Origin of the sequence: Halorubrum tropicale, from assembly GCF_001280455.1 — an archaeon.
Lineage (GTDB): Archaea > Halobacteriota > Halobacteria > Halobacteriales > Haloferacaceae > Halorubrum > Halorubrum tropicale.
This window is the reverse complement of the sequence record NZ_LIST01000006.1, coordinates 48,136-68,960: the sequence shown is the minus strand read 5'-3', so window position 1 is coordinate 68,960 and position 20,825 is coordinate 48,136. Positions and strand designations below refer to the sequence as shown.

General features: G+C 69.7%; 20 protein-coding genes, 1 tRNA gene and 1 pseudogene. 15 read left to right on the top strand and 7 right to left on the bottom strand.

Annotation, left to right across the window (positions count from 1 at the left end; all coding sequences use genetic code 11):
* Positions 1-19 precede the first annotated feature (19 nt).
* Both AMR74_RS13745 and AMR74_RS13740 read left to right on the top strand, forming a co-directional pair.
* On the top strand, positions 20-1,078 hold the full coding sequence (locus tag AMR74_RS13745; protein WP_053772788.1) for an AI-2E family transporter: 1,059 nt from the start codon (positions 20-22) through the stop codon (positions 1,076-1,078).
* Between the two features lie 74 nt (positions 1,079-1,152).
* Entirely contained in the window at positions 1,153-2,778 is a 1,626-nt protein-coding gene (locus AMR74_RS13740) for a succinic semialdehyde dehydrogenase (protein WP_053772629.1), read from the top strand.
* Positions 2,779-2,826: 48 nt separating this feature from the next.
* Here AMR74_RS13740 and AMR74_RS13735 read toward each other — a convergent pair whose 3' ends face one another.
* Together AMR74_RS13735 and AMR74_RS13730 are read right to left on the bottom strand one after the other, a co-directional pair.
* The gene (locus AMR74_RS13735; RefSeq protein ID WP_053772628.1) at positions 2,827-3,417 is read right to left on the bottom strand and encodes an NAD(P)/FAD-dependent oxidoreductase; all 591 of its coding nucleotides are present in this window, start codon (positions 3,415-3,417) and stop codon (positions 2,827-2,829) included.
* Between the two features lie 111 nt (positions 3,418-3,528).
* Positions 3,529-4,419, bottom strand: coding sequence for a hypothetical protein (locus AMR74_RS13730; protein ID WP_053772627.1), 891 nt, complete (start codon positions 4,417-4,419; stop codon positions 3,529-3,531).
* 162 nt (positions 4,420-4,581) lie between these two features.
* Here AMR74_RS13730 and AMR74_RS13725 point away from each other — a divergent pair.
* The 5 genes from AMR74_RS13725 (at position 4,582) to AMR74_RS13705 (ending at position 8,014) form a co-directional block, all read left to right on the top strand.
* Positions 4,582-4,655: transfer RNA gene (locus AMR74_RS13725), tRNA-Tyr, on the top strand.
* A 234-nt stretch (positions 4,656-4,889) separates the two neighbouring features.
* Positions 4,890-5,081, top strand: coding sequence for a hypothetical protein (locus tag AMR74_RS13720; RefSeq protein WP_053772626.1), 192 nt, complete (start codon positions 4,890-4,892; stop codon positions 5,079-5,081).
* Between the two features lie 110 nt (positions 5,082-5,191).
* Positions 5,192-6,214, top strand: a complete 1,023-nt coding sequence (locus AMR74_RS18630) for a hypothetical protein (RefSeq protein ID WP_139043011.1) — start codon at positions 5,192-5,194, stop codon at positions 6,212-6,214.
* A gap of 312 nt (positions 6,215-6,526) precedes the next feature.
* A complete protein-coding gene (locus tag AMR74_RS13710) occupies positions 6,527-7,231 on the top strand; it encodes a thermonuclease family protein (protein ID WP_082356883.1) in 705 nt (234 codons plus the stop codon).
* 33 nt (positions 7,232-7,264) lie between these two features.
* Positions 7,265-8,014 (top strand): hypothetical protein, encoded by a 750-nt coding sequence (locus AMR74_RS13705; RefSeq protein WP_053772624.1) that lies wholly within the window; start codon positions 7,265-7,267, stop codon positions 8,012-8,014.
* 294 nt (positions 8,015-8,308) lie between these two features.
* Here the strand turns inward: AMR74_RS13705 and AMR74_RS19210 are convergent, their stop codons facing one another.
* The gene (locus AMR74_RS19210; protein ID WP_167551923.1) at positions 8,309-8,452 is read right to left on the bottom strand and encodes a hypothetical protein; all 144 of its coding nucleotides are present in this window, start codon (positions 8,450-8,452) and stop codon (positions 8,309-8,311) included.
* A gap of 114 nt (positions 8,453-8,566) precedes the next feature.
* Here AMR74_RS19210 and AMR74_RS13700 point away from each other — a divergent pair, with 114 nt between their 5' ends.
* On the top strand, positions 8,567-10,453 hold the full coding sequence (locus AMR74_RS13700; protein ID WP_053772623.1) for a DEAD/DEAH box helicase: 1,887 nt from the start codon (positions 8,567-8,569) through the stop codon (positions 10,451-10,453).
* A 52-nt stretch (positions 10,454-10,505) separates the two neighbouring features.
* Here AMR74_RS13700 and AMR74_RS13695 read toward each other — a convergent pair whose 3' ends face one another.
* Both AMR74_RS13695 and AMR74_RS13690 read right to left on the bottom strand, forming a co-directional pair.
* Positions 10,506-11,060: an adenylate kinase gene (locus AMR74_RS13695; RefSeq protein ID WP_053772622.1), complete on the bottom strand. Its 555-nt coding sequence runs from the start codon at positions 11,058-11,060 to the stop codon at positions 10,506-10,508.
* Positions 11,060-11,344: a DUF5789 family protein gene (locus AMR74_RS13690; protein WP_053772621.1), complete on the bottom strand. Its 285-nt coding sequence runs from the start codon at positions 11,342-11,344 to the stop codon at positions 11,060-11,062. Before AMR74_RS13690 ends, AMR74_RS13695 begins: the two co-directional genes overlap by 1 nt.
* A gap of 160 nt (positions 11,345-11,504) precedes the next feature.
* Here AMR74_RS13690 and AMR74_RS13685 point away from each other — a divergent pair, with 160 nt between their 5' ends.
* The 5 genes from AMR74_RS13685 to AMR74_RS13665 all read left to right on the top strand — a co-directional run bounded on the left by AMR74_RS13685 (position 11,505) and on the right by AMR74_RS13665 (position 16,635).
* Positions 11,505-13,235 carry a thiamine pyrophosphate-binding protein gene (locus AMR74_RS13685; protein ID WP_053772620.1) on the top strand — a complete coding sequence of 577 codons (1,731 nt, stop codon included), beginning with the start codon at positions 11,505-11,507 and terminating at the stop codon, positions 13,233-13,235.
* A 72-nt stretch (positions 13,236-13,307) separates the two neighbouring features.
* Complete coding sequence (locus AMR74_RS13680; protein WP_053772619.1) at positions 13,308-13,841, top strand: hypothetical protein; 534 nt, start codon at positions 13,308-13,310, stop codon at positions 13,839-13,841.
* Positions 13,842-13,951: 110 nt separating this feature from the next.
* Entirely contained in the window at positions 13,952-15,016 is a 1,065-nt protein-coding gene (locus tag AMR74_RS13675; protein ID WP_053772618.1) for a Gfo/Idh/MocA family protein, read from the top strand.
* 90 nt (positions 15,017-15,106) lie between these two features.
* The gene (locus AMR74_RS13670) at positions 15,107-16,309 is read left to right on the top strand and encodes a DUF418 domain-containing protein (protein WP_053772617.1); all 1,203 of its coding nucleotides are present in this window, start codon (positions 15,107-15,109) and stop codon (positions 16,307-16,309) included.
* A gap of 98 nt (positions 16,310-16,407) precedes the next feature.
* Positions 16,408-16,635, top strand: a complete 228-nt coding sequence (locus AMR74_RS13665; RefSeq protein WP_053772616.1) for a DUF7385 family protein — start codon at positions 16,408-16,410, stop codon at positions 16,633-16,635.
* A 28-nt stretch (positions 16,636-16,663) separates the two neighbouring features.
* Here the strand turns inward: AMR74_RS13665 and AMR74_RS13660 are convergent, their stop codons facing one another.
* Complete coding sequence (locus tag AMR74_RS13660) at positions 16,664-18,289, bottom strand: MATE family efflux transporter (protein ID WP_053772615.1); 1,626 nt, start codon at positions 18,287-18,289, stop codon at positions 16,664-16,666.
* A 43-nt stretch (positions 18,290-18,332) separates the two neighbouring features.
* Entirely contained in the window at positions 18,333-19,403 is a 1,071-nt protein-coding gene (locus AMR74_RS13655; protein ID WP_053772614.1) for a mechanosensitive ion channel family protein, read from the bottom strand.
* Positions 19,404-19,492: 89 nt separating this feature from the next.
* Here AMR74_RS13655 and AMR74_RS18625 point away from each other — a divergent pair.
* Together AMR74_RS18625 and trmB are read left to right on the top strand one after the other, a co-directional pair.
* Positions 19,493-19,666 (top strand): annotated as a pseudogene (locus tag AMR74_RS18625) (proteasome assembly chaperone family protein); the annotation flags it as partial.
* A gap of 98 nt (positions 19,667-19,764) precedes the next feature.
* Positions 19,765-20,817, top strand: a complete 1,053-nt coding sequence (gene trmB / locus AMR74_RS13650) for an HTH-type sugar sensing transcriptional regulator TrmB (protein ID WP_053772613.1) — start codon at positions 19,765-19,767, stop codon at positions 20,815-20,817.
* Positions 20,818-20,825: the final 8 nt, after the last annotated feature.

The following is a 20,825-nucleotide window of genomic DNA, read 5'->3' as shown; positions in this document are numbered from 1 at the left end:
CCGATCGCGACGGGGTGACATGGTTCTCAACCGGCAGCGGCTGTTGGCCGCCCTGTTCGTCGCCCTGGCGACGCTCGCGGCGGCCGTGCTGGCGGAGGTGCTGCGGACGGTCGTCTTCGCGGTCACCGTCGCGTACGTCCTGTACCCCCTCCGGCAGCGGCTCGTCGGCCGGGGACTCCCACGCCGGATCGCCTGCGGCGTCGCCACCGCGGTCGCCTTCCTCGGCGCCACGCTCCTCGTGGCGCCGCTCCTGTACGCGCTGTACCAGCGCCGGGCGGAGCTGATCGCCATCCTCGAAGGGATTCCAGACGTCGTCCCGATCAGCGTCGGCGACTTCGAGACGGCGATCGAGGTCGCGCCGTACGTCGCGGCCGCCGAGGCCTTCGTCCGCGACGTCGCGCTCGCGCTGGCGGGCGCGGCGCCCGTCCTCGTCTTGGAGCTCGTCGTGTTCACCTTCCTCGTGTACGGCATCCTCTACCGGCCGGGAGCGGTCGGCGCCGCCGTCTTCGGCGTCCTGCCGCCGGAATACCACGACGTCCCCGCTCGGCTCCACGAGCGGACGCGACGGACGCTGTACTCGATCTACGTGCTTCAGGCGGCGACGGCGGCGGCGACGTTCCTCCTCGCGCTCGTGGTGTTCCGCGTCCTCGGCTACGGCTCGCCGGTCCTGCTGGCCGTGATCGCCGGCGTCCTCCAGTTCATCCCCGTGGTCGGCCCGAGCATCCTCATCGTCGCTCTCGGCGCCGGCGACGTACTCGTCGGTCAGCCCGGGCGAGCGATCGCCGTGCTGGTGATCGGCCTCGTCGTCGTCGCCTTCGTCCCCGACGCGGTGATCCGGACCCGGCTCGCCGGCTGGACCGGGAAGATATCCCCGGGGCTGTACTTCGTCGGCTTCGTCGGCGGCATCCTCACGCTCGGCGCGGTCGGGGTCATCGTCGGCCCCCTCGTCGTCTCGCTGCTGCTCGAGGTGATCGACATGCTCACCGAACACGGCGCCACGGGGTCCGTCGCGCACGAACCCCGCTCCGTCGCGCAGGAGGCCGGCCCCGTCGAGGGGCGCGAGGACTCGTCGGACTGACCGGCGCCCGATCCACCTCCCCCTCTCCGCCGCCGGTACCGCTTTCCCTCCGCCGACCGTCGTCACGGTATCCGATGCCCCCGACGGATCTCCCCACCGCGGTCGGCGACGCCCCGACGCTCGCTTCGCGACGCCTCGACGACCTCCCCGAGCGCGTGGCCCGCTCGCGGCCGGCGGACGGCGACGACGCCATCGACGTGTTCGCCCCGGCGACCGGCGAGCGGATCGGACGCGTGCCGGCCTGCGACGCGGACGACGTGGCGGCCGCCGTCGAGCGCGCGCGAGACGCGCAGGCCGAGTGGGCCGAGACGCCCGCGGCGGAGCGCGCCCGGGTCGTCGACCGGTTCGGCGACCTCGTCGCGGACCGTCGCGAGACGCTGCTCGACCTCCTGCAGTTGGAGACGGGCAAGTCCCGGCGCACCGCCGTCGAGGAGCTGTTCGACGTGCCGACCGGCTGCGCGTACGTCGCGAGCGAGGCGCCGGACGCGCTGGCCGAGGAGCGCCGCCGGGGGGTCGCGCCCGGGATCACGACCGCGACGGTCACCCGCGAGCCGGTCGGCGTCGTCGGAGTCATCTCGCCGTGGAACTACCCGCTCACCCTCTCGATGGCGGACGCGATCCCCGCCTTGGCCGCCGGCAACGCGGTCGTGCTCAAGCCCGACGAGAAGACGCCGTTCGGGGCCCTCCTGCTCTCCGAACTGCTGGAGGTCGCCGGCCTCCCGGCGGACCTGTTCCAGGTGGTCACCGGCGAGGGGCCGCGGGTCGGGCCGCCGCTGATCGACGCGGTCGACTACGTCGCGTTCACCGGCAGCACGGCGACCGGGCGGACGATCGCGGAGCGCGCGGGGCGGAACCTGATCGGCTGTTCGCTGGAGCTCGGCGGCAACAACCCGCTCGTCGTCCTCGGCGACGCCGACGTCGAGGAGGCCGCCCGCGGCGCGGTCCAGGCCTGCTTCTCGAACGCGGGCCAGCTCTGCCTCTCCGCCGAGCGGATCTACGTCGTCGAGTCCGCGTACGACGCCTTCCTCGACGCGTTCGTTCGCGAGACGGAGGCGGTGACGCTCGGCACGGGGTACGACTACGACGCCGACCTCGGGTCGCTCGTCGACGCCGACCAGCTGGCCCGGGTCGAGTCGCACGTCGAGGACGCCCGCGAGCGCGGCGCGACCGTCGAGACCGGCGGCCGCGCGCGGCCTGACGTGGGACCCTCCTGCTACGAGCCCACCATACTGACCGGCGTCGAGCCCGACGCGACCGTCGCCTGCGAGGAGACCTTCGGACCCGTCGCCGCGGTGACGCCGGTTCCGGACGCCGACGCGGCGATAGCGGCCGCGAACGACTCTCCCTACGGGCTCAACGCGAGCGTCTGGACCGCGGACCGCGAGCGCGGCGCCGAGATCGCCCGCGAGATCGACTGCGGCACGGTGAACGTCAACGACGCGTTCCTCGCCACGTGGGGCGCGAACGACGCGCCGATGGGGGGGTTCGGCGACTCCGGGCTCGGTCGGCGACACGGGCCGGAGGGGATCCGGCGCTACACGGAGACGCGGACGGTGGGCGTCTCGCGGGTCGGCCCGCTGACGTTCCCGGACCGGATCCCGACCGACTGGTTCGTCCGCGGCGCGTTCGCGGCGATGGGGGTCGGGCGGCGAGCGAGCCGCGCGGTCGACGCGGTCAGACGGCGCTTCTCGCGCCCCTGAGGGAGCGCATCGAGCCGACGACCCGCGACCGAGGCGCCGGACGCCGCCTCACTCCCCGTCGTCGATCAGGCCGCCGAACACGGAGGCCGCGGTGTCCGGCACGTCGAAGTCGTGGTAGTGCTCGCCCTTCTCGTTCGAGAGGATGTTGAGCGCGGCGGCCGCGCCGTCGCCCGCGGAGATGACAGCCTGCCACTCCTCGGCGCGGGCCATCGCACCCGTCGCGTAGGCGCCCTCAACGCTGGTCTCCATCGAGACGCCGACGCTGACGGTGTCGTCGTCGTCGAACGCGCAGCCCAGCTCCTCCGCGAGGTCGCGGTTCGCGCCCGTCGCGAGGACGACGTAGTCGGCCTCGTACTCGTCCTCCTCGGTCGTCACGGCGAAGCCGTCGTCGGTCGACTCGACGCCGGTGACCTCCTCGCCCTGATGGCGGTCGACGCCGAAGTCGTCGACCTGCTGGCGCGCGGTCGCCATGAACTCGCTGCCGCCGACGGAGCCGACGCCGAGGTAGTTGAACAGGTGCGCCTTGTGCATCCACGTCCCGTCCGTGTCGAAGAGGACGGTGTCGAGGCCGTTCTTGCTCGCGAACAGTCCCGCGCTCAGTCCGGCCGGTCCACCGCCGACGATTGCGACGTCTGACATGGCCGCCATATCACCGCGCCCGGACATAAGCGTTGACGGAAGCAGGGATCGACGGGACGGGCCGAGACGAGTCGGCTGCGACGACGACGCGCCGACGACGGACCCGGCGATTTACGCCCCGAAATCGTCGAGCGAGCCGTCGGGAGCGTCGTCGCCCTCCTGACCGACGTTCCGATCACCCTCCTGGCCGTCGTTCCTGTCGCCTTCCCCGTCGCCGTCTCCTCCCCCGCTCTCATCGCCGGGCTCACCCCACGGGTCGTTCGGGTCGACCGGTTCGACGGCGCGGTCGAGCTCGTCGGCCTCGTACTCGGTGTCCTCGTCGAGGATCATCGCGAGGCGCTGCCAGCGCGCGCTCTGGTCGTCCTCGCCCTCCGGCCCGACCCGGGCGCCGTGGGTGTTGAAGAAGCGGGTGCCGCGCCCGCGCTTCGAGCCCTCGCCGGTGTGGCCGTCGAAGACCGCGTCGAACTCGCCCTCCGGTTCGAGATCACCGACCGGGAAGTCGTGCGCCGGCTCCTCGCCGCGCTCGCGGGCCTCGGCGCGGACCTCTGCGACGGCGGAGAAGTAGGCGTCCGCGTTCGACGCCTCTCGGGTTGAGCGGGCGCGGGCGGCCGCGAGCGCGGCGTGAATCGCACAGAGGCGCCCCTTCCACGCGTCCGGCTCCCAGCGCTCGGTGGCGAGCTCCTCGTAGCGGTCGATCAGGAGCGCGACCTCGTCGCCCGCGCGGAGGTCCTCGACGACGTAGAGGTTGAGGCGGTCCCAGAGGTTCCAGGCGTACCCGGAGCGGGCCAGCTCCCAGGCCGCCCACGCCGCGACCTCCTCGTCGGAGCGCCGGACCGCCTTCTGGAGGAGGCTGGAGACGACGTACCGGCTGTACCCGCCGTCCGTCTCGTTCGGCTCCTTCTCCTCGCCGAAGTCGTTCTCGCCCGTCGCGTCCGGCGTCGTCTCGGTTTCGAGGCTCCCGTCCGACCCGAACGTCGCCTGTCTGTCGTCGCCGTCGGCCATGCCCTCGCTCCCGCCGCGAGCGACTTAACTGCCGCGCGGCGGCGCGACGGGAACGCGGCGCGAGGCGGCCGTCGAGTCGGTCGATCCGCGCTGCGGTACGGCGGATCACACCTGTTCTGAAAGGGAACCCTTAAGTCGAATCCGGCGGCTATGTTTCGTTAACCGCCCTTAGCTCAGCCTGGTAGAGCAGTCGACTGTAGATCGACTTGTCCCCCGTTCAATTCGGGGAGGGCGGACTTCTGTTGCGAACAACGTGAGCAGTGAGAAGTCTCACGGACCGAATTGAGCAGACGAGTCACAGCCCGGAACGGCGAGCGAAGCGAGCCGCACGCCCGGACTGTCTCGGCGAGTTCAATTCTGGGAGGGCAGACTGAACCTCACCACTCGTGAGCGACAGCGAGCGGTTGACGCCTATACTCTCGGTGCGAGATTAACTCGGACATGTTGGGTCGCACCACTGCTACGTCGGCGTGGCGCTGTCGCTGTTCGGTTTCGCGTCGATCTGGCCGTACTACCCGGCAACGGGTGCGGGCTTCGCGCTCATCGGCCTGCTCGTCACGCTTGACGATGTGATCGAGCATATGACGCCGTATCCGACACCGCTCGATCAGGTGTGCAAAAGAGCTGTTTACCCTATGCTAAAGCGAATAGAGGGCTTTTGATAATTCTTTTCTGAATGAAAGAACGCGTGATATACACTGTCTATTGAATATAGTTAGTATATCAATTATAGCACACATTTTTTACCTAAACAACTCGTTGACTAGCTAGTGTGAGTATGAAGCCTCCTCTTGATCCTGATGAGATCATCGTTAAAGCAAATTACTTCATACCTGGCGAGCACGAGGAAGCCGCTCTTTCCAATATTAAAAAGTATCTTAGCAGAACCGTATTACAAGATGGGTACAAGCGGGTCAATCAAGGAGACCTTCCATTTCTGCCTGAGTCCCGTACTATGACTTTCCGCTTAGAAATCACAAAGCCAGAACTGCCACTCTCATTCAAATTCAAAGAAAAACTGGGCCTTGCTTCGGAGAGAGAAAAACAAGATATTCTTACTGACAAGTACCATAACCGGCTTAAAAGAAAACGCGCTGATATTCCGTTTGAAATCGATTTTCACTTTCGAACCATCTCTATCCAGAATGGAACTGAAGGGTACGAAATTGAAGTAATTGCGCGACCTGTGTTGCTACAACAACAGCATCAGGGAATGCTTGATCCTAATGAAGAATATGACGTGAAGAGTGCTATCAGCACGACGAAGCAAAGAATCACAAAGTATGCTCGGAGAATCGAAGCAGAAACATTCCAAGAACCACACACAGAAGCAGAATTACTTGACAACTCTCTTGGACAGAAATATCGGGACATTCTCAGAGAGACAGAATATGGTAGAACCGCGATACAGTACATTGACGAGGGTGATTCCAGTTTCCAACGCGATCATCTTAACGCCGCACTAAGTTGCTACATTCACGGCATTGAATGGGTTATAATAGATTATCTGAAACGGACCGGAGATAAAGATGTCATTGAACACGAAAAATCCGATGCCGGTGTACTCTACAAGTATTCAAATCTTGTAGACGGAATCCGACATAACACACCAGCGAGTCAGCGCACGATTAGCTACCTAGATAGGGTCAATGGTGCCGAACGTCGGTGGATGGCTCATCATAAGGAAGGTAGCACGCTCAAAACAGATGTTAACACGCTCCGTGAGCGTTTACTCGAACTCATTGATGAGCTATTTAACGATCAGTTAACTGATCAGACAGAACCAGTAAAATAGCGATCTCTGAATGCGGTTAGGGGGGCGAACGTCCTCCAAAAAGCTACACAAACGCCTGAGTCCGCTCCTCGGTATGCTCACTAACGACCTCGTCGACGCCCTCCCGATCGACCATAGCCGCATATAGCGCCTCGCCGGTCGTCATCAGCTCGCTCATGTCGTCGGCTTCCTCGATCCCTTCCTCCCACGCTTCACGTTCACCCGGACGAAAGATCCTACGTGTATCGGTCAGCGAAACCGCTCGATCGCGGCCGAGCGTGACGGCAGGGCCGCCACCACCCGACTTTTTACGGCTCCCGGCTACAAGTGGCTATGAGCGTTCGCTGGCGGCTGATCGCCCTCGTCGCCCTCGTCCTACTGGCCGGCTGCGCCGGCGCGCCGGTCCCGGACACGGGCTCCGACTCGCAGCCCACCGCCCTCGACTCGCCGCCCGCCGATCCGGACGGCGTCGACCCCGACGACACGGCCGACACGGCGTGGACGGGCACCGTCGTCCGCGTCGTCGACGGCGACACGATGGAGGTCGAGTTCCCGAACGGCGAGGTCGACACCGTCAGGCTCCTCGGCGTCGACACGCCCGAGACGAGCGCGGAGTCGACCTCCCCCGCCGAGTTCGAGGGCATCCCGGAGACGGAGGCCGGACGCACGCACCTCGCGACGTGGGGCGGCGAGGCGTCGGCGTTCGCGGAGCCGGAACTCGCCGGCGAGGAGGTCACGGTCGTGACCGGGGGCGACCGCCGAGGCGGCTACGGGCGCCTGCTCGCGGTGCTGTACGTCGACGGCGAGGACTTCAACGAGCGCCTGCTGAGGGAGGGATACGCGCGGCTCTACGACACCGAGTTCGCGAAACGCGACGCGTACGCGGCCGCCGAGGCGGACGCGAGGGAACGCGGCGCCGGCCTCTGGGCGTTCGACGAGGCCGAGTCCTCCGCCGAGACGAGCGAGGTCGACGGCGCGGACCTCCGGCCGCCCTCCCGGCTCGAAGCCGCGGGGACCGCGGCCTCTGTGTCGGCGTAACACACTTAAGAGCGCGCTCGGTACGGTGGTGTAGTGGCATCCCGACAGGGCGGGTCGGGGGACGCGGAGCCCCTCGGGCCCGGATCGACGGAGCGTCGGACCGCCTCCACGACCGCCGCAGCGAGCCGGCAGGCAGACGCGCGACACCGGTCCCCGCCGGAGTCGCCGGCGTGCCGCCGCGCTCGGGCCGGACGAACCGATCGGTCCGCGGACTATCGGTCGGTCGACCCGCCGCACGGCGGGGAGGCCGCCGCCCGGACGCCGGAGGATCCGCCGGTCCGGGACCCCTCTCTGTACGCGCTGACCGACCACTTCCGCGAGCGGCTCGAACAGCCCGGTCGGTACGTGTCGACGCGCACCGTGAGCGACGCGATCCGGGAGGGTCAGTTGCGGTGGAACAGCACCGACGGCTGGCGGTTCGCCCTCGTCGAGGGGGGCGTCCGCTTCGTCGTGGTCGTGAGCGACACCGAGACGGACTCTCCGGTCGTCGTCACCGGCTGGACCGAGGTCGCGGACCGCGAGGCGGCGTTAGAGGCCCCGCGGTGGGACGGCGTCGACGTCGACACCATCGCCGTGCGGGCCGCGCTGAGCGAGTCGGCCGCGACGCCGATTCCCGACCGGATCCGCCCCCGAACGGTTACCCGCCCGTTCGAGGTGGGCGAGCATCGACTCGAAACCGAGCCCGGCGAGCCGTTCGTGCGCTGTACGGAGTGCGGCTGCCGGTTCCGCTCGAAGGAGGGGATCACGTCGCGGCGGTGTCGACAGCGGTCGCCCGGACGGTAGCGGCCGAGCTCCGACGTATCCATTTATACACAACTGTCGAGCGACGAATACCGCTCGGCCGTGAGTCTGCGGTGCGGTGGCGAGACTCGAAGGGGCAGTCGCGAGGCGGGGGCAGGCGAGACAAGGACCGCAAGGGGCGAGCGAAGCGAGCGACTGAGGACCGCAACGAGCGTGCCCCCGCCTCGCGACCGGGGCTTCGGCGGTGTGCGTGTCGACGGTAGCAGCTATTGATAACTAGCCGACCGGATCGCCGTCTCGGACGCGGAATCGGCTCGGACGACTCTCTGGCGTCGGTTATAATCCGATGAAGTCGTCGAGTTCGACGTCGGTGACGTGGCCGCCGCACGCCGCGCACTCCTCCACGTAGTCCGGGGCCGCACCGCCTTCCATGTGGAGGTTGCCGCACTCGGTACACACCTGGAATTCGGCGTCTAACATGCGGTCGAGCGTTTTTCGAAGCTCTCGGATATGCCTTGTGTCGAGCGCCGTCGCCGCTCGGACCGCCTGCCCGGTGACGCTACCCCTTTCCGCCTCGCGGTCGAAGCGACGGTGATGACCGACGACACCGGCGACGGCCCCGCCGGCGACGATGCCGCCGAATCCGACGACGACATCTCACTCGACCGCTTTCACGAGGCGCTCGAAGCCGAGGAGCGGCCGGTCACGACCGCGAGCGAGGTCGCGCGCAGACTCGGAACCTCGCAGGCCGCGGCCCGAGACGCGCTCGCCGCGCTCGTCGACCGCGGCGACGTGGACCGGCTCGACGTCGAGGCCGACCCCGTGGTGTTCTACCCCCGCGACTGGGGGGCGTTGGCGAGCCGCGAGCGCGTCGTGGTCTTCCCGAAGCGCCGCGAGATCGTCGTCGACCGACCTACCCAGTACACCCGCGCGCGGCTCTCGCAGTTCGCGAACCTCGTCGACACCACCGGCACCGAGCCGGGGACCCGCGGCTACCTCTATCGGATCCGGCAGGAGGACGTGTGGGCCGCGCCGTTCGACGACGACGACGGGCTCGTCGGCGCGCTCCGCTCGGTGCTGCCCCGCCGGTACGACCACCTCGAAGACTGGGTGCGCGACCAGTGGCGGCGCGCGCACCGGTTCCGGCTGTACACCCACGAGGACGATTACGTCGTCCTCGAAGCCGCCTCGGAGAACCTGATGGGGAACGTCGCCGACCAGCACCTCGACGACGACCACCTCCGCGCGCCCATCTCGGACACGGAGGCGTGGGTCAACGAGGCGGCGGTCGCGGCGGTCAAGCGCGCGCTCTACGACGCCGGCTACCCCGTCGAGGACGACCGCGACTTAGAGACGGGCGACCCCGTCGAGATCGAACTCACGACCGACCTCCGCGACTACCAGGCCACGTGGGTGGAGACGTTCCTCGACCGCAAGTCCGGGGTGTACGTCGGCCCGCCGGGCTCCGGCAAGACCGTCGCCGCGATCGCGACGATCGCCGCGGTCGGGGGCGAGACGCTCATCTTGGTCCCCTCCCGCGAACTCGCCGAGCAGTGGCGCGAGGAGCTGCTCGACCACTCGACGGTCGACCCGGCGGACATCGGGCTGTATCACGGCGGGACGAAGGACATCAGCCCCGTCACGATCGCGACCTACCAGATCGCGGGGATGGACCGCCACCGGAGCCTCTTCGACTCCCGCGAGTGGGGGCTGATCTGCTTCGACGAGGCACACCACGTCAGCGCCCCCGTCTACTCCCGGACCGCCGAGCTCCAGAGCAAGCACCGGCTCGGGCTCTCGGCGACGCCCGTCAGCGAGACCGGCAGCGAGGAGGAGATATACACCCTGATCGGTCAGCCCATCGGCGCGGACTGGGACGCGCTGTTCGAGGCCGGCTTCGTCCAGGAGCCCGAGGTCGAGATCCGGTACGTCCCGTGGCGCGAGGAGATGGCCCGCAACGAGTACGCGGCCGCGGACGGGCGGGAGCGCAGACGGCTCGCGGCCGAGAACCCCGCCAAGGTCGAGGAGATCCGCTACCTGCTCGCCGCGCACCGCGACAAGAAGGCGCTCGTCTTCGTCGAGTACCTCGACCACGGGGAGGCGATCGCCGACGCGCTCGGCGTCCCGTTCGTCAGCGGCGAGACGCCGCACCGCGAGCGCGCGGAGCTGTTCCGCCGGTTCCGCGCGACGGACGACACCGACGAGGACGCCGACGGCGACCTCGACGTGCTCGTCGTCTCCCGCGTCGGTGACGAGGGGATCGACCTCCCGAACGCGGAACTCGCGGTCGTCGCGAGCGGGCTCGGCGGCTCCCGGCGACAGGGGTCGCAGCGCGCCGGCCGGACGATGCGCCCCACCGGCTCCGCGCTCGTCTACGTCCTCGCGACGCGCGGGTCGAGCGAGGAGGAGTTCGCCCAGCGGCAGATGCGCCACCTCGGCCGGAAGGGCGTCCGCGTCCGCGAGACGAACGTCGCGGAGTGACCGGAGGCGCGGTCCCTTTCGCCGGGGGTCCGGGGAGACCCGAGTCGGCCCGTCAGAGCGAGTCCGCCAGGCTCTCGGCCGCCGCTCCGATCGCTCCCTCGTTCTCGACGAACCGCACGGGCGCGTTCTGGTCCCTCGCGTACTGGAGCGCCGCGGAGCGGTTGAGGTCCTGCTCGAAGTCGATCTGCCGTTCGGTGACCCCGTCGAGGTCGCGGTCGCTCTCCCGCCGCCGTTTGAGGATCGTCGACGGCTCCGCCTCCACGAGGACGAACGCGTCCGGCGAGACGTCTTCGAGCACTTCGACCGGGAGCCCCTGGACGTAGCCGGTCTGCGTTTCGACCGCGAGGTGCGTCGAGAGGATCACGTTCGTCGTCGCCGCCTCCTCGGCGACGAACTCGCCGGCGCGACGCTGGAGGCGACGCGTCTCCGTCTGCGAGAGCGTGCCGAGCTGGGCCCGCTCGGTCGTGATGCCCATCGCCGCCGCCTGTTCGAGCATCACGTCGCCGAAGTTGATCAGCTTGTACCCGTCGCCGAGTCCGCGTCGAACCGCCTGACAGACGCTGGAGAGGCCGACGCCGTTGACTCCCGACACGAGCGTGACGGACATCAGAAGCTCACCTCGTTCTCCTCGTCGCCCGGCATCCCGCCGCGGTCGTCGTAGTACCGACGGCCGATGAACTGGGCGCCGACGAGCATCATCAGCGTGTCGTAGAGGTCGTCCGCCGAGTCGAACGTCTCGACGTCCGATCGGTCGACGACCGCCCGGATCGTCGTTGACTCGCCGTCCGGCGGCGACAGCGTCGTGTCACCGACCGTCTCCAGTACCTCACTCCGGGGCGCCGGAAACTCTAACTTCCTCGCGAACAGGTCCCGCGTCTCTGGTAAGCGCATTCATACCATATGACAACGCACGTGAGGATAAGTGTGTATGTACCGCGGGGCGTCGTCGCGTCCCTCGGGGGTTCCCTTCGCGTCATCGCCGACGCCCCGGACCCGACCACATACCGTCGCCGGGCGAAGATTTCAACACGCACTCCGGCGACTTCGCGACATGGACGCTGACGAGCCCTCGCCCGCGGCGGATCCGACCGCGCCCGACGACCCGCCCCCGACCGTCGCCGAGGCGGTCGTCGACGCCATGCTCGACCGCGGCGTCGACACCGTCTTCGGTATCCCCGGCAAGCAGACGCTCCCGCTGAACCGGGCGCTCGCCGACCGCGACGCGCGGTTCGTCGTCGCCCGCCACGAGACGGCCGTCCCGCATCAGGCGTGGGGGTACGCCGAGACGAGCGAGCCGGGCGCGATGGCGGCCACCTGCGTCGTCCCCGGTCCGGGAGACACCAACGCGATGAACGGGCTGAAGAACGCCCTCAACGACTGCGTCCCGCTGCTCCACCTCGCCGTGGAGACCGAGCGGTCGGTCCGCGGCGGCGACGGCATCCACGAGACGCCGCCGGAGACGTACGACACAGTCGTCAAGGAGAACGTCCTCGTCGACTCGCCGGCGGGCGCGGTCCCCGCGGTCGTCGAGGCGATCCGCACCGCGCGCGAACACCCGCAGGGGCCGGTCCGCGTCGGGATCCCGAAGGACGTGCTCGCGAGCCGCACGCCGCAGCCGGCCGTCGGCGACCGCGACCCCTCGCCGCCGCCGACCGCGCCCCCGGACGCGGTGCGAGACGCTGCGGACCCCTTGGCCGACGCGGCGACGCCGGTCGTCCTCGTGGGCGGCGGCGTCAGGCGATCGGGCGCGAGCGAGGCGCTCCGGTCGGTCGCCGAGACCCTGGACGCTCCCGTGGTGACGACGTACAAAGGGAAGGGGACGCTGCCCGAGACCCACCCGCTGTCGGCCGGCGTCCTCTGTGGCGGCGCGAGCGCGGACCTCCGCGACCTGCTCGCGGGCGCGGACGTCGGCCTCGTCGTCGGCTCCGACCTCGACGCGGTCGCGACCGCCTCGTGGTCCGTCTCGATGCCGGAGACGCTGATCCACGTCACGCTCGACGGCGACGACGTGGGGTTCGGCTACGACGTCGACCTCGGCGTCGTCGCCGACGCCGACCGCTTCCTGCGCGACCTCGACGGCGCGCTCGACGGAGAGCCCCCGGCGAGTCGCGAGCGCGCCGGCGCCGCGCGCGCCGAGGCCGTCCGCGCGGCCGACCGCGATCGGTTCGCCGCGCTCTCGGAGGACCGCGGTTCCGACGATCCGCTCCGCTCCGTCGAGGTGCTCTCCGCGGTGCGCGACGCGGTCCCCGAGGACGCCGTCGTCACGGCCGACGCGGGCGGGTTCCGGCTGTGGACGCTCGTCTCGTTCCCCGCCGCGGGGCCGCGGTCGTACGTCAACCCCGGCTCGTGGGCGACGATGGGGACCGGGCTCCCCTCGGCGATGGGGGCCAAGCTGGCGAACCCGGAGCGCGACGTCGTCGCGCTCACCGGCGACGGCGGGCTCATGATGTGCGTCCACGAGCTCCACACGCTGGCGAGCGAGGGGATCGACGTCACCGTCGTCGCGCTCAACAACGACGACTACGCGATCATCAGCGAGGAGGCGGAGCGCTCGTACGACTTCTCGGCCGGGAGCTACGGCTGGGCGGAGACCGGCCTCGACCTCGTCGCGGTCGCGTCCGGGATGGGGCTGCCCGCGGAGCGCGTCCGCGAGCGCGACGCGGTCGGCGACGCCGTCGAGCGCGCCCGGATCCGGGAGGGACCGGCGCTCGTGGAGGTCGTCACCGACCCGGGCGAACCGCAGGCGAGCGAGTGGATGACCGGCCCTCGCCCCGGCGAGTAGCCGCTCCGTTTCACGCCCGGCGTTTCCGAGATCTGAAGCGAACTATATCTGGGTCTGCTCCCGACTGCGCGTATGCGTAACCCGTGGGTCCACGACGACGTGCCGGACGACGCCGGCGGCGGATACGACGGTCCCGTCCGCCTGCTGGCGGCGTTTATGTGGGGGTCGTTGGCCCTCCTCGTCGGCGGGTTCGTCCTCCTCTCCGGGGCCGGCGTCGTCGACCTCGCGGACGGCGGCTCGCTGGGCGAAGTCGTCACGGGTGTCGTCGCCGCGCTCGCGCTCGGGCTGGCGCTCCCGGTCCTGTTGAAGCTGCTCGCGATCTCGCGGGCGCTCGCGCTCCTCGGGTTCCTCGGGACCACCGCGGTCGTCGGCCGGTTCGTGATCGCCCGCGAACCGGAGCAGTTCCGGGCCCTGCTCGACGCGCGCGACGGTCTGGCCGAGAGCGCCGACTCGATCGGCGGCCTCTTCGACGTCGTCGACTCGATGTCGCCCGCGGCGGTGGACGCCGTGACGACCGCACTCGGAATCACGCCATCGGTGACCGACGCCGCGACGGCGCTCGTCGACGCCGCGGTGACCGCTCTCGTCGCGGTCCCGGCGGCGTAACCGCGGCTCTCGCGGACCCCCTGTGACCTGGACTCGATCGATCGAGTCCCCGAGTCCCACCGCGTTCACCCGGACGTGAGTCTTAACAACACCCGTCGTGAATCCCGCCCATGACGCATCCGAACGACGTCGCCGTCGGCATCGTCGGCCTCGGCGGCATCGGGTCCCACCACGCGACGAAGCTGGTCGAGCGCGGCGCGAATCTGGTCGGCGGCATGGACATCGACGGCGACGCCCGCGCGCGGTTCCACGAGGAGTTCGGCCTCCCCGCGTACGAGGACGAGGCGGCCCTCTACGAGGAGTGCGACGCCGTGTTGGTCACCACGCCGAACCGCTTCCACGAGGAGTACGCCACCTCGGCGCTGGGAGCCGGCCTCGACGTGCTCTTGGAGAAGCCGCTGGCGCACACGGTAGCGAGCGCCGAGCGCATCGCCGACGCCGCCCGCGACGCCGAGGGGTTCTGTATGGTCGGGTTCAACAACCGGTTCGCGGAGCCGGTCCGGGTGATCAAACACTACCAGGACGAGGGGCGATTCGGGGAGACCACGCACGTCGAGGCGAACTACGTGCGGCGGCGCGGCGTCCCCGGGCGCGGGTCGTGGTTCACCTCCGCCGACGTCGCCGGCGGCGGCGCGCTCATCGACATCGGCGTCCACGCGGTCGACCTCGCGCTCTACTTCCTCGATCACCCCGAGGTCGTCGAGGTGTCGGGCGAGACGCGCTCGGAGTTCGGCGGCCGCGACGACTACGCGTACGTCCACATGTGGGGCGACGACGCCGGGCCGGAGGGGTTCGACGTCGACGACTCGGCCTCGGCGTTCATCCGCGCGGCCGACGGCTCCACGGTGTCGCTGGAGGTCGCGTGGGCGACGAACCGCCCGGCGACCGACGAGTTCGTCGTCCGGGGCACCGAGGCGGGAGCGACGTTCGACCGCGGCAGCGACGACCTCACCGTCCACGAGGCGGGCGTCGGCGGCGGCCACCACCTCACGGACGCGAGCGTGGAGACGCGCGAGGGGGACGCTCACGCGGCCGAGCAGGCGACGTTCCTCGAAGCGGTCGCGGCGGGCGAGGCGCCCGCGATCAACACCGTCGAGGAGGGGCTCCGCGTCCAGCGCGTCATCGACGCCATCTACCGGTCCTCGGAGGCCGGCGCGGCGGTCCGACTGGACTGACCGCGCCCCGCCCGAACCGGTCGGCCGGCGGGCGACGGCCTCCGCGATGGGAACCTATTCGGTGTTGGGGACCGTTCCCGGCGACAACTCGTGACCAGCGACCCCGGCCCGACGCCGCCCTCCGAACGGATCACCAGCCTCGACGCCCTCAGGGGGTTCGCGCTGCTCGGCATCCTCGTCATCAACATCCGCGTGTTCTCGATGCCGGAGCAGACCCTGCTGAACCCCAACGTGTACGGCGACTTCACCGGGATCGACTACTGGGCGTGGTTCGTTGGCCACGTGTTCGCGCAGTCGAAGTTCATCACGGTCTTCTCGGCGCTGTTCGGCGCCGGCGTCCTCCTGTTCATCGAGAGCAAAGCGGAGAAGGGCCAAGACGCCGTCCGCCTCCACCTCCGCCGGACCGCGGTGCTGATCGCGATCGGACTCCTCCACGCGTACCTGCTCTGGTACGGCGACATCCTCGTCACGTACGGGCTGACCGGGATCTTCCTGCTGTTCGTCCGCGACCTCGACGCGCGCCGGCTCGCCGGCCTCGCGGGGATCTTCCTCCTCTTCGTCCCCGCGATCGAACTGTTCGCGGCGGTGTCGATCGGCGGGGAGGCGATCGCCGGCCAGTGGATGCCCTCGGAGGCCGCGATACGGCAGCAGGTGGCCGCCTACCGCGGCGGGTGGATCGACCAGATGAGCCACCGCGTCGACTCCTCGCTCCAGCGACAGACGAGCGGGTTCATCGGGTCGAGCTTCTGGCGGGTCGGCGGCGTGATGCTGCTCGGGATGGCGCTGTACAAGCGGGGCGTGCTGACCGCCGAGCGCTCGACCGCGTTCTACCGGCGGCTCGTCGCGGGCGGCGTCGTCGGCGTCGCGATCGTCGTCGCGGGCGTCGCCTACGTCGAGGCGAACGACTGGAGCGCGGGCGCCGCGCTGTACTGGCGGCAGTTCAACTACGTCGGGAGCCTCCTCGTCGCCGGCGGCTATGTCGGCCTCGTCACGCTGTTCGTCCGGCGGCGCGGCGAGGGGCTCGTGACCCGCGCGCTCGCCGCGGTCGGCCGGACCGCGTTCACGAACTACCTGCTCCAGACGGTGATCGCGACGACGATATTCTACGGCCACGGCCTCGGGCTGTTCGGCTCCGTCAGCCGCGTCGAGGCGATGGGGATCGTCGTCGCCATCTGGGCGGTTCAGGTGCCGCTCTCGGTGCTCTGGCTGCGCCATTTCCGGTTCGGCCCGGTCGAGTGGGTGTGGCGGACGCTCACTTACGGAGAAGCGCAGCCGATGCGCCTCGAAGGCTGACCGGCGCCGCGCCCCCTCGGCGCCCCCAGCCAAGCGCGCGTTCTCCGAACTGAGACTCGCGAGGACACGTTGAACACCCCGCCGCCGAACCCCCCTACATGACCGGCTTCGACGTCCACGACCACCGCCACGAACTGAAACAGCTCCGCGACTCGGGCCGGACGAGCCTCTGGGAGAACAGGGAAGCGATGGCGTGTCCCGTGTGCGACGACGTCTTCTCGCGGCTCTTCGTCACGCGGCAGGCGGGGACGACGTTCCCCGAGAACGACGGCGCGCGGTTCTGTCTGCTCCGTGACGACGACGCCGTCTACCTGTTCAGGCACTGAGCGCACGGGGGATCGGGTCCCGGCGCGGTCAGTCGTCGCCGACGGGGTCGACGCCGGGGTCCGGGTCGTCGATGTAGCGTTCGGTCCACGTCCCCCGAGAGAACCACGCGACGCCGACCGCCGCGCCGAGGACGTTCCCGAGCGCCATCCCGACCCACACGCCGGTCTCGCCCCAGTCGGCCACGAACACGAGGTACGCCACGCTCGCGACCCGGCCGACCCAGAGGGTGACGATGGAGATGACCATCGCGGTCTTCGTGTTGCCCGCGCCGCGGAACGCGCCTAAGATTACCTGCGAGACGCCGATGAAGGCGAACTCGACCGACCGGATCCGAACGTAGTCGACCGCGTGGCCGATGGTCGCCGGCGCGTCCGGCACGTCGCCGAGGAACGCCCCGACGATCGGTTCCGTGAACGCCACGGCAACGACGGCGACGAGGAACATCACGCCCGCGCCCGTCGTGGCGGCGAACTTCACCGCCCTGCCGGCGCGGTCGGCGCGGTCCGCGCCGAGGTTCTGCCCGACCATCGTGTCGATGGCGCGCCCGAGCCCCATCGCGGGCAGGAAGACGAGCGAGATGAGGCGGTTGCCGAGGCCGTAGGCGGCGACCACCGGCGGCGAGAACGTGACGATCATCGCGGTGAGCGTGATCATCGCGAGGGCGCTCGTCGTCTGCTCGACGCTGGACGGGAGGCCGAGCCGGAAGATGTCCCGGATGAAGTCGAGGTCGGGCGCGAGGTGGCCGACGGTCACGTTCGGGCCGTAGCCGGTCCCGAACAGGATCCACATCCCGATGGCGGTCGCGACGCCCCGCGAGAGGATGGTCGCGAGCGCGGCGCCCTGGATCCCGAACCCGGTGATCCCGGTCGCCGAGAGCAGGGTCGCCTCGAGCGCGACCGGGTCGAGCGCGGCGACGCCCGGCACCGCGGCCAGCCACTGGAACAGCGGATTCCCGTCGAACCCGAAGATGAAGAACGGGTCCAGCAGGACGTTCAACAGGACGGAGACGAACATGACCGCCATCGGCGTCCGCGTGTCGCCGTAGCCGCGCATCAGCGCCGAGAAGACGAAGAACCCGAACATCAGGGGAATCCCGGCGAATATCACCTCCATGTAGTCGGCCGCGAGCGGGATCACGGTGGCGGCCGTGTCGGCGTCGCTCGGGAGGGTCTCCAGGGCCGGTCGGGTGTAGAAGTACCCGCCGATGCCGATGAGCACGGACAGCACCGAGACGGTGAAGATGGTCTGTCCGGCCACGAGGCCGGCGGACCCGTCGCCGTCGGCGCCAGTGTACTGCGCGACGAGGATCGCGCCCGCGGTCGTGAAGCCGCCGGCGACCGCGATCAGCAGGAAGATGAGCGGGAACGCGAGGCTGATCGCGCCGACGGCCTCCGCGGAGAGCCGGCCGAGGTAGAGGGTGTCGACGATGTTGTACGTGACCTGTAGCAGCTGGATGACGACGATCGGCCACGCCAGTCGGAACAGCGGGCGGAGGAGGCTCCCCTCGGTGATCGACTCGTCGTCGAGGGGACCGTCGTCGTCGGGACCGCTCGACGGGCCGGCGACCACGTCGTCCGGCCGGTCGCCGGAGGGATCGTCGGGCGAACCGTCGGCGGAGGAGCCGTCGGAGTCGGCAGCGGGCTCGTCGCTCACTGCCGTAACACGCCGGGGGCGCTCTATCAGGCTTCCGATTCGGTTACCCGGCCCCGCCGCCGCTCACGTCGCCGCGGTCGGGCTCGGAGTCGACGCCGCCCCGGGCGGCGCCGTCGCCGGCGGCGTCCGAGCCCGGGCCGTCGCCGACCTCCGACGCATCTGCCGCCGGCGCGTCGGGGTCGACGGCCCTCGGCGCCTCGCTCCCGGCGTCGACGCGGGCGACGCCCGACGTGTCGTCGAAGACGAGGTGCCGGTGCGGGTACGCCATCTCCACGTCCGCGTCGGCGAGGCGCTCGCGGATCAGGGTGTTCACGTCCGATTGGACCTTCGCGAGCTTGTACGGCTTCTTCACCCAGTACCGCAGCCGGAGGAGGATCCCGTCGTCCGCGAACTCGTGGAGCCGACAGTCCGGGCCCGCCATGTACCGGGCCACGCCGATCCGGATGTCGGGGCCGCCGTCGATGACGGCGTCGCAGTCGCGCGCCGCCATCTCGATCAGCCGCCGCGCCTCCGGGATGTCGCTCTCGTAGGTGACCAGCACGTCGATAGACCGGCGCGTCCGCTCGTCTTCGGCCGAGAGGTTCGTCACGTCGCGTTCGCGCATCGTCCCGTTCGGCACGACGAGGAAGGTGTTGTCGACGGTGAAGATCTTCGTGTACCGGATGGTGATGTCCTCGACGAACCCGGCGGTCCCGTCCTCCAACTCGATCATGTCGCCGATCTCGAACGGCTGGTCGGCGAGGACGAACACGCCGTTGATGAAGTTCCCGACAAGCGGCGCGAGGATGATACCGATGACGGCCGAGAACACCGCCGTCCCGAGGAGGAGGTCGGCGAACTGGAACCCGGCGGCGCCCAGTCCCACGAGCAGTGCGGCCCCGATCGTTCCCGCCCGGACGCCGCGGACGATCGTCTGTGCGACGCTCTGGCGGGACACCCGCTGCGCCACGGGGCGACCGATCAGCCGGACCAGGAAGTTTGCGAGGACGACGCCCACCGCGACGGAGGCGATCACGGTGAACAGCCCCGCTCCCGGCAGCTCGGCGAGCCGAGAGCCGAGACTGGCGAGCCGGGAGACGACCCCGACGATCGGCGTCACCTCCGGGAAGACCATGATGACTCGCGGACGGCCATCCGAAAAAGCGTTTCTCCCTGCGGACGCCCCGGGCGGACAGCGCGAGCGCGGCGACCCCGAGCGGGCTGAACGTCGGCGCCGCGGTGCCGCTCGTCGACACGGCGAACGCGACCTACGACCTCGGCGTGGACGCGACCCACTTAGAGGCGTTCGCGGAGGAGATCCGGCGGCGCTACGAGGACCTCGCCGAGCGGATCGAAGAGCGGGAGCCGGAGGGGAGCGACGACCGGACGTATCTGTGACCGGTCGGTCGTCACGGGGGTGGAGGAGCGAACTCTGAAAACGCGTACAACTCGACTCATAGTAAAAAGCTATAATCCCCGCCCCCCTTCGTCGGACTATGACAGACGATCTCCGGGACACCCTCGACCGCGTCGGGGACCGGTTCAACCTCGGCGAGTACGAGATCGACGCGTACCTCGCGGTGTTGGAACACGGGGAACTGACGGCGAGCGACATCGCCGACCGGACCGACATCCCGCAGCCGCGGGTGTACGACACGGTCCGGAGCCTCTCGGACCGCGGGCTCGTCGAGCTCCGCGAGTCCCGACCGATGAAGATCGTGGCCGTCGACCCCGACGACGCGTTCGGCGAGCTCCGCTCGTCGTTCACGGAGATGGTCGACGAACTCGAGGCCCGCTACACCGCGCCGACCAGGGAGACCGAGGCGGTGTCGCTCGTGAAGTCGCGCTCGACGATCCTCCGGTACATCGAGGAGGTGATCGAGAACGCGGAGTACGAGCTCGCGGTGTCGCTCACGCCCGGCCTCCTCCGGCGGTTCCGCGACGAGCTCGCCGCGAAGGTCGCGGCGGGCGTCAGCGTCGAACTGCTCGTCACGCCCGCGTCGAACGCGCCGGACCCGGCGGAGTTCGACTACCTCGAGGTCGCGACCATCGCGCGCGCCCGCCGCGGGATCACCACGCCGGTCCTCGCGGTCGGCGACGGCGAGTACTCCGTGTACGCCACGCAAGACGCGCTGCGCGACGACCGCGAGCGCTACGGCGTCATCTTCAACCGCTCCGCGCTCGGCTTCCTCGTCTCGGGCTTCTTCGGCACCGTCCTGTGGACGACCGCCGAGACGCTGGCCACCGACGGCGCGGAGCGGCCCTTCCCGCGCCGCTACGCCTCGATCCGCCGCGCCGTGAAGGACGTGCGGGAGTTCGACGGCGAGGAGTTCTACGCCACGGTCGAGGGGCGCGACATCGAGACCGGCGAGGAGGTGACGGTGCGCGGGAAGGTGGTCGACGTCGCGTTCGTCGACACCGAGGAGGTCGCCTCGCTCGTCGTCGAGACCGACGAGGGGCGCGTCGAGATCGGCGGCCGCGTCGCCGCCCTGGAGGACGTCGAGGGCCAGGAGATCGTGATCGGGCGCGGCGAGCCGCCGGCGCTGTGAGGCGGACT

Excerpts from the sequence above, each read along its gene's own strand:
- AMR74_RS13745 (WP_053772788.1), top strand. The coding sequence starts at position 20 with ATGGTTCTCAACCGGCAGCGGCTGTTGGCCGCCCTGTTCGTCGCCCTG.
- AMR74_RS13740 (WP_053772629.1), top strand. The coding sequence starts at position 1,153 with ATGCCCCCGACGGATCTCCCCACCGCGGTCGGCGACGCCCCGACGCTC.
- AMR74_RS13735 (WP_053772628.1), bottom strand. The coding sequence starts at position 3,417 with ATGTCAGACGTCGCAATCGTCGGCGGTGGACCGGCCGGACTGAGCGCG.
- AMR74_RS13730 (WP_053772627.1), bottom strand. The coding sequence starts at position 4,419 with ATGGCCGACGGCGACGACAGACAGGCGACGTTCGGGTCGGACGGGAGC.
- AMR74_RS13710 (WP_082356883.1), top strand. The coding sequence starts at position 6,527 with ATGAGCGTTCGCTGGCGGCTGATCGCCCTCGTCGCCCTCGTCCTACTG.
- AMR74_RS19210 (WP_167551923.1), bottom strand. The coding sequence starts at position 8,452 with ATGTTAGACGCCGAATTCCAGGTGTGTACCGAGTGCGGCAACCTCCAC.
- AMR74_RS13700 (WP_053772623.1), top strand. The coding sequence starts at position 8,567 with ATGACCGACGACACCGGCGACGGCCCCGCCGGCGACGATGCCGCCGAA.
- AMR74_RS13695 (WP_053772622.1), bottom strand. The coding sequence starts at position 11,060 with ATGTCCGTCACGCTCGTGTCGGGAGTCAACGGCGTCGGCCTCTCCAGC.
- AMR74_RS13690 (WP_053772621.1), bottom strand. The coding sequence starts at position 11,344 with ATGCGCTTACCAGAGACGCGGGACCTGTTCGCGAGGAAGTTAGAGTTT.
- AMR74_RS13685 (WP_053772620.1), top strand. The coding sequence starts at position 11,505 with ATGGACGCTGACGAGCCCTCGCCCGCGGCGGATCCGACCGCGCCCGAC.
- AMR74_RS13680 (WP_053772619.1), top strand. The coding sequence starts at position 13,308 with ATGCGTAACCCGTGGGTCCACGACGACGTGCCGGACGACGCCGGCGGC.
- AMR74_RS13675 (WP_053772618.1), top strand. The coding sequence starts at position 13,952 with ATGACGCATCCGAACGACGTCGCCGTCGGCATCGTCGGCCTCGGCGGC.
- AMR74_RS13665 (WP_053772616.1), top strand. The coding sequence starts at position 16,408 with ATGACCGGCTTCGACGTCCACGACCACCGCCACGAACTGAAACAGCTC.
- AMR74_RS13655 (WP_053772614.1), bottom strand. The coding sequence starts at position 19,403 with ATGGTCTTCCCGGAGGTGACGCCGATCGTCGGGGTCGTCTCCCGGCTC.
- trmB (WP_053772613.1), top strand. The coding sequence starts at position 19,765 with ATGACAGACGATCTCCGGGACACCCTCGACCGCGTCGGGGACCGGTTC.